Genomic DNA, 16,275 nt, shown 5'->3' on the forward strand with positions numbered 1-16,275 from the left:
AAAGAACCATATTATTAATACTAATTATATATTATATAATAACTTATTAAAAATTTTATGCAAAAAAATTTATTTTTTTAACTTAATTATAATAAAACTATGATAATTAAAATCAAGTGGCAATTTAACTTACTAAATAATTCAATAATTACTGTGTATACCTAGTAAGCACAAAATTTCTTTAATAATCACAAATATCACATAACTATATTTACTGATAAATAATACTCACTTTAATTGAGCAATAATTTTACAAATAGAATAGAATTATTAAGATACCGTATATTTTAATAACTTACTTCTCCTAAAAATGACACAATATTTATACTAATTAATAATAAAATACATAGGACTTAATAATTTTTCTAACAAGGCTTATTAATGGCCACCATATATGTTTATTCATACATGACGATAACTCTCAATATTATAAAATACATACAATTCAAGTAGCATAATATTTATATACACAGAACATGTATATTCAAAAATACCTAAAAATAAAGTTCATATTTCGTATTTCATTGTATAAATTAAGGAAAGCAATAACGTAAATTATACAATCTTTAATAATAATTCATAATACACTGTATTTTTAAAATGTTATCTTCTCTACTTCATGCTAAAATATTTATAAGTTTTACAACTTTCATACTGTTTTCTAATTTACAAAAGTACTTTTCATTTTAAATACTTGAATAAAAATATATTATCACATGTTTAGCTACTAAATTTATACCATGACTTACAATCCATAAGCTAATTTTAAACTAAACCCACAAATATAATATACAAAACTATACTGTATATTTTTTAACATATAAGAAACATCTCATTAACTAATACTACATAATCACAAGTAAGAAACCATATACAAATATGAAAGATCAAAAATTAAGCAACACATATAGCAGATTACCAAACATTAATCACCGCAAATCTACTCATATATAATCACACAAAATATCAACCCATAATGTCTGAAATATAAATAAAATTGTTTTTTACTTTTATTAGTGTAGAATTAGCAAGGGGTACTAGTTATAATATGTATATTTAGTTAAAATACTGATGTAACTTGTTCTGTTATTAATCAAATTATTTGCATTATTTGATTAGCGTAGTATATTAACTTATCTTTATTACGTATTCAATATGTCTCTAAATATTTATTTACCAGATCAATCTTTATTAAGACCAAGAATAACAGTTTTTGGTGTAGGTGGTGCAGGTGGTAATGCTGTTAATAATATGATACAGTCCAATCTACACGGAGTTAATTTTGTTGTAGCAAATACAGATGCTCAAGCACTAGAGCACTCCCTATCAGAAAAGAAAATCCAACTAGGTATTGACTTAACTAAAGGACTAGGAGCAGGATCACTACCAGAAATTGGAAAAGGTGCAGCTGAAGAATCAATTAATGAAATTATAGAAGAAATAGTGGACAGCAATATGCTTTTCATAACTGCTGGAATGGGTGGTGGAACAGGAACAGGAGCAGCACCCGTGATTGCAAAAGCTGCAAAAGAAAATAAAATTTTAACTGTAGGAGTTGTCACTAAGCCCTTTCATTTCGAAGGAGCACATAGAATGAGGACTGCTGAGTCTGGACTAGAAGAATTACAGAGATATGTTGACACCTTAATAGTAATTCCTAATCAAAATCTATTTAGAATTGCAAATGAAAAAACAACTTTTGCAGATGCATTTAAACTCGCAGACACTGTATTACATACCGGTGTACGTGGCATAACTGATCTGATGATAATGCCAGGGCTAATTAACCTAGATTTTGCAGACATTAGAGCAGTAATGAGCGAAATGGGTAAAGCAATGATGGGTACAGGAGAAGCAGAAGGAGAAAACAGAGCTATACTAGCAGCTGAAGCTGCTATATCTAATCCTTTACTAGATAACGTTTCAATGAAAGGAGCAAAAGGAATATTGATAAATATAACCGGTGGGTTAGATATGACTTTATTTGAAGTTGACGCAGCTGCTAACCGTATAAGAGAAGAAGTAGACAGTCATGCCAATATAATATTCGGATCAACATTCGATAAAGAAAGTGAAGGAAAAATGAGAGTATCTGTCCTAGCAACAGGAATAGATAATGAAGAAGTGGTAATACAAAACAAAAGTATGACTAAAGATAGAGTAGATCATAGTATTAAGTTTTCTGAAATCCCAAATAAAAATTTTAATCCTTCAGACAATGAAATTGCTTATTACAAACCAAGTGATCCAGGAGAAGACATGTTTAACTCTATAAATCATAGCCATAAAAGGCAAGAGCTTTATAAAATGGAAAATCAGAGGCCCAAAATCCCTGGGACAGAATATAAAAAAACACATCCCATTCATAATGAATATTGGGATGAAAATTCTTTTAACATACCAACTTTCCTAAGAAAAAAATAACATCCAATGTCCTATTGGCTTTTAAAAACAGAACCTCAAGATTTTTCTTGGAATGATATGGTATGTAGCAACATCACTATCTGGGACAATATTCGAAATTACCAAGCACAAAATTATTTAAAATTAATGAAACTTAATGATCTTGCTTTTTTTTATCATTCTGGACAAGAAAAAAGTATTATAGGTATTGTATCTATACATAAAGAATTTTACCTATTTAATGCAAACGATAAATTTGGCGTAATCGATGTAAAAACATACACAAAACTAAAAAAATCAGTACACTTAAAAGATATAAAGCTTAATCCTAATTTAACAAATATCATCATGTTAAGACAACCAAGATTATCAGTTTCTCCATTAACAGAAAAAGAATGGCACTGCATATTAGAGCTAAGTGAGACTCTATTGTGATTGAAATAAATGTTTATTATAAAAAATGGTATAGTACAATAAAAAAACCAAAAGTTTTTGTAAAAAACGTCATAATGTCATCACTAATAGACTTAAATATCCATGAATATAAACCTCTGATTTCCATAGTTTTAGCAAATAATATATTGTTACAACAATTAAACTATGAATACAGAAACAAAAATAAACCAACAAATGTATTATCATTTCAGTACGATAAACTAAGTAAACAGTGCAATTTAGGAGAAATATTTATCTCATTAGATACGTTGATAGAAGAATCTATTGAGCTTAATATACCAATAGAACATCATACATGCCACATGCTTATTCATGGGCTACTACATATCTTAGAATATAACCATGAAGAACCATTAATGCAGTATATAATGGAATCTATAGAAATAAAATTATTAGATAAGCTAGGTATAAAAAACCCTTATGTTTCACGTGAAACACAGTTCAAATAAAAATATTATATCAAAATAATTTTATCTACATACTCATTGATATAATAATCATTATACAAGTCTTATGTACATTAATACACATATTTCCAATAAGATTGAATATCAAAAAAACTACCTACTAGAAGATTAATGGTTGAATCAGGTAACAAGTTCTTCCAATAAATAAACATTTATATTCTTTATCCTATATAAAAAATTCAGTGACACAATTTTTATCTTATATATAATTCTATAAAATACATATTATTTCTATGAGCAAAGTTTTTGGAATAGTAAATCAAAAAGGAGGTGTTGGAAAAACTACCACTAGCATAAACTTAGCAACAGCTTTTGCAATTGTAAATAAAAAGACACTACTAATAGATCTGGACCCCCAAGGTAATAGTAGTACTGGTTTTGGTATTACCTACCAACAAAGAATAAATACAGTTTATGATATATTAGTTAATAATATACCAGCATCATCAGCTATAATAAAAACTGAAATACCAAATTTAGATTTGCTACCATCAACAGTAGATCTATCTGCAGCTGAAGTAGAATTAACACAAGTACAAAAAAGAGAATTTGTTTTAAAAAATTCTTTATCTGAGGTAAAAAAGTCATATGATTACATCTTTATTGACTGTCCACCATCTTTAGGATTACTAACAGTAAATGCATTAATAGCTGCAAATGCAGTTATTATTCCTTTACAATGCGAATTTTTCGCTTTAGAGGGACTAAGTCATTTAATAAAAACTGTAGAATTAATAAAGAAACACCTAAATCCCTCATTATCAATTGAAGGAATTATTCTAACCATGTATGATAAAAGAAACAAGCTTAGTGAACAAGTAGAAGAAGATATAAGAAAGTATTTAAAAGAATCCGTATATAAAACCGTCATACCTAGGAACGTAAGATTATCTGAAGCACCATCCCACGGAAAACCTGCAATTATTTACGATTTCAAATGCGCAGGTTCTCAAGCATACATCTACCTAGCAAAAGAAATTTTAAAAAGACAACAAAATAATTAGGTATACTAAAATGACAAAACGACTAGGAAAAGGTATTTTTGAACTTATAGGAAACAACACCATAGAAAACAATACCAGTACTAATACTAATAATAACGTAAATTCCAATAATTACATTACAATACCAATCAATCTACTTAATCCTAGTACATCACAACCAAGAAAAATTTTTAACAAAGAATCTCTTAAGGAACTAGCAGAATCCATAGCTAAACATGGTATTATACAGCCTATAGTAGTAAGAAAAAATCCACATAAAACTAGCTATGAAATAATAGCTGGAGAAAGAAGATGGAGAGCCAGCATTTTAGCAAAATTAAAATCAGTACCTGTAATCGTAAAAGAAGTAACTGATAGTCAATGTTTTGAATTGTCAATTATAGAAAACATACAAAGGCAGGATCTAACACCAATAGAAGAAGCTGAAGCATATAAAAAACTCATTGATACTTTTTCTTATACACATGAAGATCTAGCTTCTATCTTAGGAAAAAGCCGAAGCTATATTACAAATATGATAAGAATATTATCATTACCACAATCCGTAAAATCAATGGTAAATGATAAAACAATATCATTTGGACATGCTAGAGCACTAGTCAACATAGAAAATGTAGAAGAAATAATACAAAAAATCATTAATTCAAACCTCAATGTAAGACAAACAGAACTACTAGTTAAAAAATTACAGAAATCAAGAACAGTTAAAGAAAATCAAACAGATGTAAATTTAAAAAAATTAGAACAATCATTATCACAAACATTAAATCTAGATATTAAGATAAATGGCGTAAAAAACAAGGGCAACATCATTATAAAATATAAAAATGCTCAACAACTTAATTCCATATTAGAAAAGCTAAAAATATCTTAAACACATTAGTTTTACTCACATACCAGTACTCTAACATCTTCGAAAAAAACAATAACAATTTTTTTATTAAAAACACCATAATAAAGCCAAAAAATAAAAAAACAGAAGCAAAAATAACTATTAGTACATAATATTTCATAAAATCAGAAGTTTATGTATGTTATAGTATTTTCAATGCTATAAATTTTACTTTTGAATAACAAAAAATACATAAGTAATTATTAGCAAACCACACATAAGCACCACGTAAAATATAGTATTATTTATAAAAAAGAATTATCGGTGTATAATATCAAAGTTTATAACTAGTTAGATTACATAATGAATAACGATTTTATTTGTTTAGGTATCATAACATCACCTCATGGAATAAAAGGACATGTAAAAATAAAAACTTTCACAGAAAACCCAGAAAATTTTACTTCTTATGGAGAACTAACAGATGGAATAACCACATACAATATCAACACAATACAGGTAACATCAAAAAATACAGTAATAGCAAAGATTAAGGACATAACATCAAGAACTCAGGCAGATCTACTAAGAAATAAAAAGCTATTTATAGAAAAAACTAAATTGCCAGACTTAATTGAAAATGAGTTTTATTACAATGATCTAGTAGGGCTACAAGTTCTTTTAGAAGATAACAATATTTTTGGAAGCATAAAAAAAATTCATAATTTTGGATCATGCGATATTATAGAAATATTGCTATACAAGTCAAAAAAAAGTACAATGTTACCTTTTACAAAAAACATATTTACACATGTAAACACTAAAGAAAGGTATGTAGTACTAAAATTACCAGAAATTATAGGTAACAATAGTGGCATTTAACGTTAATGTACTAACTATATTTCCAGAAATGTTCCCAGGAACATTAGGGTATTCAGTAATAGGAAGAGCTTTAAATAAAGGTATTTGGAACCTTAATGTCATTAACATTAGATCATTCGCAACAGACAAGCACAAAACTGTAGACGATAAACCCTATGGTGGCGGCCCTGGAATGATAATGAAAGCAGATGTTATAGGATCAGCAATAGATAATGTATTAAGTCTACATAAGAACACAAAATTAATATATATGTCTCCTAGTGGTATAAAATTAAATCAAGATATTTCTGGACAATTATCACACTTTTCTAATATAACTATATTATGTGGTCGCTTTGAAGGGATAGATAGGAGAATCTTAGACTTTTATGACTTTTATGAGATAAGTATTGGAGATTATATATTGTCAGGTGGAGAGGTTGCTTCTATGGTTCTTATAGAGACTTGTGTTAGGTTAATACCTGGAGTGGTAAATAATGCCAGAAGTATATCTGATGAAAGTTTTACTACAAGTTGTGGCTTAGAGTATTCTCAGTATACACGTCCAGCAAAATGGAGGGGATTAGAAGTTCCAAGTGTTCTAGTATCCGGAGATCATAAAAAAATAAATCTTTGGAAAGCTCAGCAATCTCACTATATTACAAAACAAAGGCGTCCTGAATTAACTAATACTGTGGATGGAGATAAATATGAGTAATCTACTCAAAGAGTTTAATGAACAACAAATGAAACTATTATCCAATAGAGAAATACCAGAGTTTAGACCAGGTGATACGTTAAGAGTAACCATGAAAATATTCGATGGTGTTGGTGAACGTCTTCAAGTATTTGAAGGTGTATGTATAAAACGAAGAAATAATGGATTACATTCCTCATTCACTTTAAGAAAGATAAGTTATAATGAAAGCATACAATTACAAATATTCTTATATTCTCCCACTATAGAATCCATAGAAGTAGTAAAATTTGGTAGAGTTCGCAGAGCAAAGCTTTACTATATGCTCAGTTTGTTTGGCAAATCTGCAAGAATTAAAGAAAGAATTGATAGATCAAAAAAATCATAATTTTTTTGCAATCCATATAGTACTTTAAGATATTTTATGCATTAGCTTACACGCATTAAGTGAAGTTTTGTATTATTTTATTTTTCAGGTTATTAATTATATACTTGTATTATAAAAACTATCTAGTAGTTGATTAACAATTTATCATATTACTTTTTAATACATAACTTACTTGCATAAAATATATACTCTTTATACAAATAGTTTTGTTGAGTCACATGTGCTTGCCTATAACTCATCCTGTCTTTTATTCACCCTAACATTTACTATTTACAATAATTACAACAAAATCTGATACAAAAAATAATCATATACATATTTATTACAAATCTATAATACTCATAATTTCTGTTACAATTACTATAGTCCATCTACATTATCCATAAATCAACATACTTTTCTAAAAAAATAAGTTACGATTTACTAGAATTAAAACTATAAATACTTACTTTGAGTAAAACAATAAATTCCGTAATCACTATTTTCAAGTTTAACAATTAAGGTAGAACCTCTATTGACTAGGTAGAAAAACTTTATTGTAGAAGTTGATCAGATCACAAATATTATATATTTCAGTCATAACTACTTAATATAGCTATCATAAGCACTAATATAAGGTAAGGTTTCTATTTATAGAATTAGCAAGGAACCCTTTCTATATTGACAAATTGGTAATGTATAAATATTACAACATACTTCTAATTTACAACTATTTAACACAGTTATCATAAATACAAATTATATACCAAATTTACATTTTCCTATTTTTACAGAATTATTAATAACCTTTTCTATTGACAAATTGGTAAGGTAGAAACATTACAAAATACTTCTAATTTACAACTATTTAACATAGTTATTATAAATACAAATTACATACCAAATTTACATCTTCTTATTTTTACAGAATTAGTAATAACCCTTTCTATTGACAAATTGATAAGGTAGAAATATCACAACATACTTCTAATTTACAACTATTTAACATAGTTATCATAAATACAAATTATATACCAAATTTACATTTTCTTATTTTTACAGAATTAGTAATAACCCTTTCCTATTGACAAATTGATAAGGTAGAAATATCACAACATACTTCTAATTTACAACTATTTAACATGGTTATTATAAATACAAATTACATACCAAATTTACATTTTCCTATTTTTACAGAATTATTAATAACCTTTTCTATTGACAAATTGGTAAGGTAGAAACATTACAACATACTTCTAATTTACAACTATTTAACACAGTTATTATAAATACAAATTATATACCAAATTTACATTTTCTTATTTCTACAGAACTAGTAATAACCCTTTCCTATTGATAAATTGATAAGGTAGAAACATTACAACACATTTCTAAATTACACCACTTAACATAATTACAACAAATACAAATGACATATCACAATGTATAAATTCATACTTTAAACAGAATAGTAACAACCTTTCCAAATTCTTCCATAAAAATCAGTTACTATTTAGCATTTATGATACAGTGTATATGTATTAGTACGGCAAGAATTAAGTTCAACTTTTAGCAATATCACAGATAACTATAAAGTATACATTCGAAATTTATGATACATAGATAAGTTTATATCAAACACACTCTCTCTATGTTTTTTACAATTCACCTATAGTAAAGTTACAATTTTGTTTAGGAATCTATACTACTGTCCTGCTTTATTTTACATAATAGAAAATCCAAAGCAGAATCCACTGATGATATCTGCACTTCATATCTACTCATATCTTGAAAAAAGCACCTTCTACATTCACCTTCCAAATCAGAAACAGCATAACCTATATAAACTAAGCCCACTTTTTCATCAACATGACTACTAGGTCCTGCAAATCCCGTAATAGAAATAGATATATCAGCTACAACAGTTCTTAAAGCATAAGTCGCCATTAAAATAGATATTTCTGGACTCACAGCCCCATATTTGTTAATAAGATCTCTATTTATACCAAGAATTTTAGATTTGGCATCATTTGAATATACAACAAAACTACAATTCAATACCTTAGATGCTCCTGGAATACAAGACAATATAAAAGACATTAAACCTGCTGTACATGATTCAGTAATAATTATTTTTAAATTATTCTCTATTAAAGTAGTAACGCAAACTTTAGCTTTTTCTAAAATTTCATTTTTAATTATCATGGTATATTAAGATTTATAAATCACAGAATCATTTTAAAAATTATATACTCAAAATGATAATACTACCAACATATAAAATTTCAACATATGACAAAAATACTATTAGTATATTATGAAAAAATAAAAAAATGTATGATAAGCATACAGTTAAAATACTATAAGATAGTATAACTTTTTTTATTAGTGATCATACATAAAATGTTACACATACAATAAAACCATATATAATAAAAACTACACCCAAAATAATTATGGAATATAAAAATGATAAATGTTTATTTTAGTGACAATTCCTGTAAGCAATTCTCCCGTGGAATAAAAGGATCAGATATAATAACACATTCATTTCCAGAATTATTAAACAAAGCAGTAGCTATAAAAATTAATGAAAAGTCATATGACTTATCAACAGAAATTACAGAAGATTGCAAATTTGAAGTTATAACATTAGATAGTGATGAAGGACTTGACATTATACGGCATGACACTGCTCATATTATGGCACAAGCTATAAAGGAAATGTTTCCTGAAATCAAAACAGTTATTGGACCAACTATAAAGGACGGCTTTTACTATGATTTTTCAACAGATCACACTTTTTCTAGTAATGAACTAGAAAAAATAGAAGAAAAAATGAAAGAAATAATAAAAAAAAATGAAAGCTTCATACGTGAAATATGGACTAGAGAAGAAGCTATAAGATTTTTTTCTGATAAAGGAGAAGATTATAAGGTTAAAATAATATCAAAAATTCCAGATAACGAAAACATTACCATATATAGGCAAGGAAGCTTTGTTGACTTATGTCGTGGACCCCATGCTCCATCAACAAAAACATCAAAAGCCTTCAAATTAACAAAAGTATCTGGATCATACTGGGAAGGTAATACAAACAATGTTCAGTTGCAAAGAATTTATGGTACAGCATGGCGCACCGAAGAAGAACTTAAATTATACCTACACAATTTAAGTGAAATAGAAAAAAGAGATCACAGAAAAATCGGAAAAGAATTAGAGCTATTTCACATTCAAAATGAAGCATTAGGTCAAATATTTTGGCATGAAAAAGGATGGGTAATTTATCGCATTATAGAAAACTATATAAGGAAAAAACTAGAAAGTAATGGCTATATAGAAGTAAAAACCCCATACTTATTAAGCAAAAGCTTATGGGAACAATCTGGACACTGGGATAAATTTCGTGAAAACATGTTTTTAAGTGAAATTGATAACAAAGTTGTTGCAATAAAACCAATGAACTGTCCATGTCATGTACAAATTTTTAATCATAAAATTCGAAGTTACAAAGATTTACCAATACGAATGGCAGAATTTGGAACCTGTCACAGATATGAAGCCTCTGGAGCATTACATGGATTAATGAGAGTACGTAGTTTCACACAAGATGATGCCCACATCTTCTGTACAGAAGATCAAATCATAGAAGAAACATTAAAATTCTGTAATTTATTAATGGAAGTATATGAGAATTTCGGCTTCAAAGATATCTTAGTAAAATTCTCAGACCGCCCAGAAAAAAGAGCTGGCAGTGATGAAGTATGGGACAAAGCTGAAGAAGCATTAAAAGCATCTGTTAAAGCAGCAAATCTAAACTATATTTTAAATCCTGGAGATGGAGCATTTTATGGACCAAAACTAGAGTTTACATTAAAAGACGCTATCGGTAGAGAATGGCAGTGTGGAACTCTACAGATGGATTTCGTATTACCCGAAAGGTTAGGTGCTTATTATGTAGGAAGTGACGGAAAAAAACATCATCCAATAATGTTACACCGTGCTATTTTAGGTACTCTTGAAAGATTTATAGGAATTTTAATTGAACACCATTCAGGAATATTACCTATGTGGTTAGCTCCTGTACAACTGTCTATATTAACCATAACTGAGGATTCTATTGATTACGCTAATTTATTGAAAAACAAAGCTAAAGAACACAATATCAGAGTTGAAGCTGATATTACAAATGAAAAAATTAATTACAAAATACGCAACCACATATCAAAAAAAATACCAGTACTATGGATAGTTGGAAAGAAAGAAATCGAAACAGAATCTGTATCTATCCGTTATTTAGGATCTAAAGATCAGCACACAATGTCAATTGATAAAGCATTGAAAACATTACTAACTTATGCTAGCATCTAATAATTTTCTAATCAGGAGTATAAAATTTGAAGTCAAACAAATTTTCCAATAAAAATAAAATTAACGAAATGATAACAGCAAAAAAAGTAAAGCTTGTTGACCAAGACAGTGTCATGATTGGAATCGTAGATATTGAAGAAGCATTATCCAGAGCTAAAGCTGTAAACCTGGATTTAGTTGAGATAGTACACAATGATGAATATCCACTATGTAAGATATTTGACTACAGTAAATATAGATATAGTCATAAGAAAAAAATAAGTGATTCAAAAAAGAAACAAAAAACCATAATAGTCAAAGAACTTAAGTTTAAGCTTAACATTGGAGATAATGATTACAATGTAAAACTAAACATGATAAGAGGATTTATAGAAAGAGGTGATAAAGTAAAAATATCCTTAAAATTTATAGGAAGAGAAATACTCCATCCGGAGGTTGGTATGGAAATTATAGAAAGATTAATAAAAGACACAAGTGATATTGCAAAACCAGAAAATTCACCAAAAAGAGAAGGAAACCTAATAAATATGATATTAACTACAAAATAGTAACACATAATTATTTATATTAATATTTTTTGGTTAATCATGCTAGTAATTAGCTAATATTGTTTATTAAGGCTTGTAGTACTTGTTGTTCTAGTGTATATAAGAAACAAGTCTAATTTATCTAAAAAAAGCTGCAAGCATATTATCAATTAACAAATTTATGACTAATTTTAAAGCTATTGCAATGCTTAAAACATCATTTATTACAGCACTACAAATATAGATACTTCTTTGATATAATCTCCTTCCTTGATATTTGGTGTTATGGGCTAATACGTTAATGTTACAAAAAAGGACCTACCATATACAGTCATTTTTAATTATGAGTATTATAGGGGTAATTATTGCTTCCTTGGTCAATTTATTTTTACATAGTGGGCTACTAGATTTTACTATTCCTTTTATTGCCGTTATTCTGTCCACTGGTATGACTGCTTGTGATACTCAAAAAATAAAAGACATGTATTATCGATTTAACTATGGTAGTAGTGCGTCTGTTAATAAAATGGCCACATTAGGTATAAATACCCCATATTTCAATTATATTAACATTCTTTTTAAGCTTATTAAAACACAAGGTGAATGTATAGAGTTATAGAATTTGTGGGAATAGACACAAATTATCTACAATATCTAGAGTATTAACATAGAATTACCATATTTATAGTAAATACAACCCGTATAATAATACGGCTATATAACTCATATTACAATATAACACAATTCTAGTTAATCACGTTACTTTCATAATAAGCAGTAACCATGTTATATATTCACACACCTTTTATAGTGATATCTAATACAACATTATTATCACAATCACTATAAAAATGTAGCACCTATTAAAACTTCTAACTATTTATTATATAATATTTTTAAAAATACAAGGAAGTAATAATTACAATACTTATAAATACAATATGCATTCATTATATTAATATCAAATTACTACCTTTACCGTACAACATTACAGACTATATAATAATACACAATAAAAAACTAAACTATCATTCAACCACCAACAGTATAATTTTATCTAATACAAACTATTTATAAAAAATTATTAGATAGGTTATCACTTATGATATTAAGTACTACTATCAAACTTACCAACATCATTATGTACAATCTTATTAGCCATAATTGCAGTATGTAATTAGTGAATATCTTGCTACACGTAAAATAGAACACGCTGACATTTTTCAAGAGGTCTTTAAACATTGTGATAATAACTTATTAAATAAGAGGGATGGTAATGGAGAATATCCATTTTCACCTAAGGCTATTACCAATATATAACATTTATAGTATAAACACAACATTCACTATATAATTAGCATGCAATTTATTTTGTACTATCCAAAAATAAGCATTAATCAAAATACTATTACCTACCAATTGAAGAATAAAAACTAATTGTACAAATATTCCACCACTACATTCAATTTACTTATATAACTTATAAGTTGTTTAAAATTACTGTATATATCGAGAAATATCAATAAACTTTACTTTATATTTCTTAAGAAATCAGATTTATTACACCAAAATGCAACACTGTATTTCAAATCATTGTTACAATAAATCTTACATGGAGAATTGTTTACTATTTGTATATAGACACCATTATAGGCAATACCTCAACTGGACATAGTAACCATAGCATTACCAAACTCTAAAATGATATAACACAACAATACCATATCTTTCTATTACCGTTATTCCACCAACTAAACACACTTTAAAATATCATACCAAAAGTCATCATCAGTAACAATACTGATATCGCGCAAATTTTCTCTAACAGAATATTGTATATCTACTTTTAGATTAAAATTTAATATATCATTCAGTAAACTAGGCCATTCTACAATTGCTACTCCACTATCACAAATAGTATCTATTCCCATATCATATATTTCATGTAAAAAATTAACCCTGTAAAGATCTATGTGATAAATCACAAACTTACTAAAATGATATTCATGAATGATATTAAATGTAGGGCTACTAACATCTTCAAATGGAACAAGTTCATTAACCAACAACTTAACAAAAGATGTCTTACCTACACCTAAATCACCAGTTAGAGATATAGAATCACTACTTCTTAAATTGAATGCGATAAGGCGAGCTAGTTTCTTTAAATAAAAAAAATCAACAAGATTATAACTAAACAAGTACTTACTGCCCGCAAGTAAATTCTATAGTCACCTATCTACGTTCACCTTGTAGATTCAGTAAACTCAAGAAGATATTTACATAATTAAAGTACAAAGTAGTAGCACCTAATATAGCCATTTTATTAACAGATACACTACTACCATCATTAAATCGATAATACATGTCTTTTATTCTTTGAGCATCACAAGCAGTCATACCAGTAAACAGGATAACAGCAATAAAAGAAATAGCAAAATCTAGTGGCCCACTATGTAAAAATAAATTAACTAAGGAAGCAATAACTACCCCTATAACACCCATAATTAAAAATGACTGTATATGGGATAAGTCCTTCTTTGTAACATTACCGTACCAGGCCATAGCACCAAACATCGAAGAAGAAATGAAAAACACTTTCGTAATACTTGCTGCAGTATATACTAGAAATATAAAAGATATAGATGCACCCATTAATGCAGCAAAACTAAAAAATACTACTAAAATAGTCTGAAAACTAAAAGTATTTAACTTATACGACATTAAGAATACTAATGCGATAGGGGAAAACATTACTACCCAATGCAAAGGAGTATTATATATCATATTTACAGCATAACTAGATGAAGATATAAGGAATGCAACCAAGCCTGTTAAACCCAAAGCTGTAGCCATGTAATTATATACCTTCATTAAATAATTTCTAAGCCCTACACTATAATAGGCACTTTGAAAACGGACATTACTGTAATTATCCATAAAACTCCACTTAATATATATTAACTAAGCCTACTGCAGTATAGCAACAAATTACAAAAATATCAACATAAATTTACTATTAACATGGTACTAAACTAATCTAGCAGCAGACAGATGTTTCTTACCAACATCTTCAAGCAATGATTCTTCCAGAACTTGAGGATATATTGAAGTAACAGGGCCTTGATCTGTTATAGGAGGTATCACATCATCACTATTTTTCATGTGATAGCTTAAGCAACTATGAAGCTGACTATCACTAACTTCGGATCTTAATTGCTTATTAGCTTCTATACTATTCATCAATAAAAGTGTGTATGCAACACAAAATAGAAGCATACCAGCACTACGAATTATTAAAGCTAATGGCAATGCATCCCCAAAAATACCTGGATGTCCTGTATAGATTGCACCACATGTTGCTTCTAAAGAAAACATTATTTTTCCTAAACAAACCAACAACATTGCAGAAAATAGAGCAGTCATAATAAATGTTGCTTGTTTATTATGTTTATAATCCTTCTTATCCTTATTTTTATATTGTTGTATACAGTAAGATAATAAAAACATTCCTGCAGCAAGCACAAAAAGTATATTTCCACAAGTGTCAACAATACCTTGTATATTAAATACGGATCCAACAGGATAGCCACTAAGATTAATTATACCTGGAAGTGTTAAACTAAGAATTACGATTAATTGCATTGTAGTAGTGAACACACTACCTAATAAGTCAACTTTATTCGCATGTTTATCAAGAAATTTTGCAACTTTACCACCCTTAGAAGTTTCAGCTACATATTCCCCTTGTAAAATTTTTAATTGTTTATCTACTCTTCTTTTTTCACCCTCTAAATAGAAGACATTATATAGTGCAGCAAGAATAAACGCAAAACCCACTAATAAGGCCATGACATCAAATACATTACTGTATATGAACATTTGATTTTTATTAACAAAAGGTATTATATTTGACTGCAAAATAGCAAAAGCAACAAACACCATAAAACCAAATGCTGATGCTGTAAGAACTGCTTTCTTTCTTACAATATCCTGATCATCCAATTTTAAAAAAGTAGCTTTCAAATGTTGAATTAAAAGACGCTTTGTAAGTTCATCTTTATCTTCTTGATCTTCACAAATTAATGATACTGCCTTTGCTTTCTCTGCTTTACTTGATTCTGGTAGATCATCTAATATTTCTTCATCACGTAACTCCTTCATATCCACTACCTCTTTACTTAATATAAAAAAAACATGGACTCATCACCCAAATAGCTATATACCCTATTTGGGTATATTGTATCATAATTACACGTTAAATGCAATTTAATTAAGGTTTTATAAAAA

The 16,275-nt window shown here is 28.0% G+C and carries 16 protein-coding genes; 12 read left to right on the forward strand and 4 right to left on the reverse strand.

The annotated features are described in order from the left end of the window. The first annotated feature begins 1,155 nt into the window (after window positions 1-1,155). The 8 genes from ftsZ (at window position 1,156) to rplS (ending at window position 7,108) form a co-directional block, all read left to right on the forward strand. A complete protein-coding gene (gene ftsZ, locus EDL80_RS04930; protein ID WP_158407062.1) occupies window positions 1,156-2,424 on the forward strand; it encodes a cell division protein FtsZ in 1,269 nt (422 codons plus the stop codon). Window positions 2,425-2,430: 6 nt separating this feature from the next. Then, on the forward strand, window positions 2,431-2,838 hold the full coding sequence (locus EDL80_RS04935; RefSeq protein WP_158407063.1) for an EVE domain-containing protein: 408 nt from the start codon (window positions 2,431-2,433) through the stop codon (window positions 2,836-2,838). Then, window positions 2,835-3,308 carry an rRNA maturation RNase YbeY gene (gene ybeY / locus EDL80_RS04940; RefSeq protein WP_158407064.1) on the forward strand — a complete coding sequence of 158 codons (474 nt, stop codon included), beginning with the start codon at window positions 2,835-2,837 and terminating at the stop codon, window positions 3,306-3,308. Before EDL80_RS04935 ends, ybeY begins: the two co-directional genes overlap by 4 nt. Before the next feature lie 251 nt (window positions 3,309-3,559). After that, on the forward strand, window positions 3,560-4,330 hold the full coding sequence (locus EDL80_RS04945; protein WP_158407065.1) for a ParA family protein: 771 nt from the start codon (window positions 3,560-3,562) through the stop codon (window positions 4,328-4,330). Between the two features lie 10 nt (window positions 4,331-4,340). Further along, window positions 4,341-5,204: a ParB/RepB/Spo0J family partition protein gene (locus EDL80_RS04950; RefSeq protein ID WP_158407066.1), complete on the forward strand. Its 864-nt coding sequence runs from the start codon at window positions 4,341-4,343 to the stop codon at window positions 5,202-5,204. Window positions 5,205-5,525: 321 nt separating this feature from the next. Then, the gene (gene rimM / locus EDL80_RS04955; RefSeq protein ID WP_158407067.1) at window positions 5,526-6,044 is read left to right on the forward strand and encodes a ribosome maturation factor RimM; all 519 of its coding nucleotides are present in this window, start codon (window positions 5,526-5,528) and stop codon (window positions 6,042-6,044) included. Next, window positions 6,034-6,741 carry a tRNA (guanosine(37)-N1)-methyltransferase TrmD gene (trmD, locus tag EDL80_RS04960; protein ID WP_158407068.1) on the forward strand — a complete coding sequence of 236 codons (708 nt, stop codon included), beginning with the start codon at window positions 6,034-6,036 and terminating at the stop codon, window positions 6,739-6,741. Before rimM ends, trmD begins: the two co-directional genes overlap by 11 nt. Beyond that, window positions 6,734-7,108, forward strand: a complete 375-nt coding sequence (gene rplS / locus EDL80_RS04965; protein WP_158407069.1) for a 50S ribosomal protein L19 — start codon at window positions 6,734-6,736, stop codon at window positions 7,106-7,108. The genes trmD and rplS overlap by 8 nt, the downstream gene beginning before the upstream one ends. A 1,671-nt stretch (window positions 7,109-8,779) precedes the next feature. On the opposite strand, the gene EDL80_RS04970 is transcribed toward rplS, so the two are convergent. Further along, window positions 8,780-9,292 carry a CinA family protein gene (locus tag EDL80_RS04970; protein ID WP_158407070.1) on the reverse strand — a complete coding sequence of 171 codons (513 nt, stop codon included), beginning with the start codon at window positions 9,290-9,292 and terminating at the stop codon, window positions 8,780-8,782. Window positions 9,293-9,556: 264 nt separating this feature from the next. Between EDL80_RS04970 and thrS the strand changes: the two genes are divergently transcribed. The 4 genes from thrS to EDL80_RS04990 all read left to right on the forward strand — a co-directional run bounded on the left by thrS (window position 9,557) and on the right by EDL80_RS04990 (window position 13,305). After that, window positions 9,557-11,458, forward strand: coding sequence for a threonine--tRNA ligase (thrS, locus tag EDL80_RS04975; protein WP_158407071.1), 1,902 nt, complete (start codon window positions 9,557-9,559; stop codon window positions 11,456-11,458). Between the two features lie 26 nt (window positions 11,459-11,484). After that, a complete protein-coding gene (gene infC / locus EDL80_RS04980; protein WP_158407072.1) occupies window positions 11,485-12,006 on the forward strand; it encodes a translation initiation factor IF-3 in 522 nt (173 codons plus the stop codon). 322 nt (window positions 12,007-12,328) lie between these two features. Then, entirely contained in the window at window positions 12,329-12,604 is a 276-nt protein-coding gene (locus tag EDL80_RS04985; RefSeq protein ID WP_230957206.1) for a Bax inhibitor-1 family protein, read from the forward strand. Window positions 12,605-13,149: 545 nt separating this feature from the next. After that, on the forward strand, window positions 13,150-13,305 hold the full coding sequence (locus EDL80_RS04990; RefSeq protein WP_158407073.1) for a hypothetical protein: 156 nt from the start codon (window positions 13,150-13,152) through the stop codon (window positions 13,303-13,305). Window positions 13,306-13,736: 431 nt separating this feature from the next. Here EDL80_RS04990 and tsaE read toward each other — a convergent pair whose 3' ends face one another. The 3 genes from tsaE to EDL80_RS05005 form a co-directional block, all read right to left on the reverse strand. After that, on the reverse strand, window positions 13,737-14,186 hold the full coding sequence (gene tsaE / locus EDL80_RS04995; RefSeq protein ID WP_158407074.1) for a tRNA (adenosine(37)-N6)-threonylcarbamoyltransferase complex ATPase subunit type 1 TsaE: 450 nt from the start codon (window positions 14,184-14,186) through the stop codon (window positions 13,737-13,739). A 34-nt stretch (window positions 14,187-14,220) separates the two neighbouring features. Continuing rightward, window positions 14,221-14,925, reverse strand: a complete 705-nt coding sequence (locus EDL80_RS05000) for a Bax inhibitor-1 family protein (RefSeq protein ID WP_158407075.1) — start codon at window positions 14,923-14,925, stop codon at window positions 14,221-14,223. Window positions 14,926-15,015: 90 nt separating this feature from the next. Then, window positions 15,016-16,149, reverse strand: coding sequence for a hypothetical protein (locus EDL80_RS05005; RefSeq protein ID WP_158407076.1), 1,134 nt, complete (start codon window positions 16,147-16,149; stop codon window positions 15,016-15,018). Window positions 16,150-16,275: the final 126 nt, after the last annotated feature.

The sequence above is a fragment of the Ehrlichia ruminantium genome, from assembly GCF_009728835.1.
In the GTDB taxonomy this organism is placed as follows: domain Bacteria; phylum Pseudomonadota; class Alphaproteobacteria; order Rickettsiales; family Anaplasmataceae; genus Ehrlichia; species Ehrlichia ruminantium_B.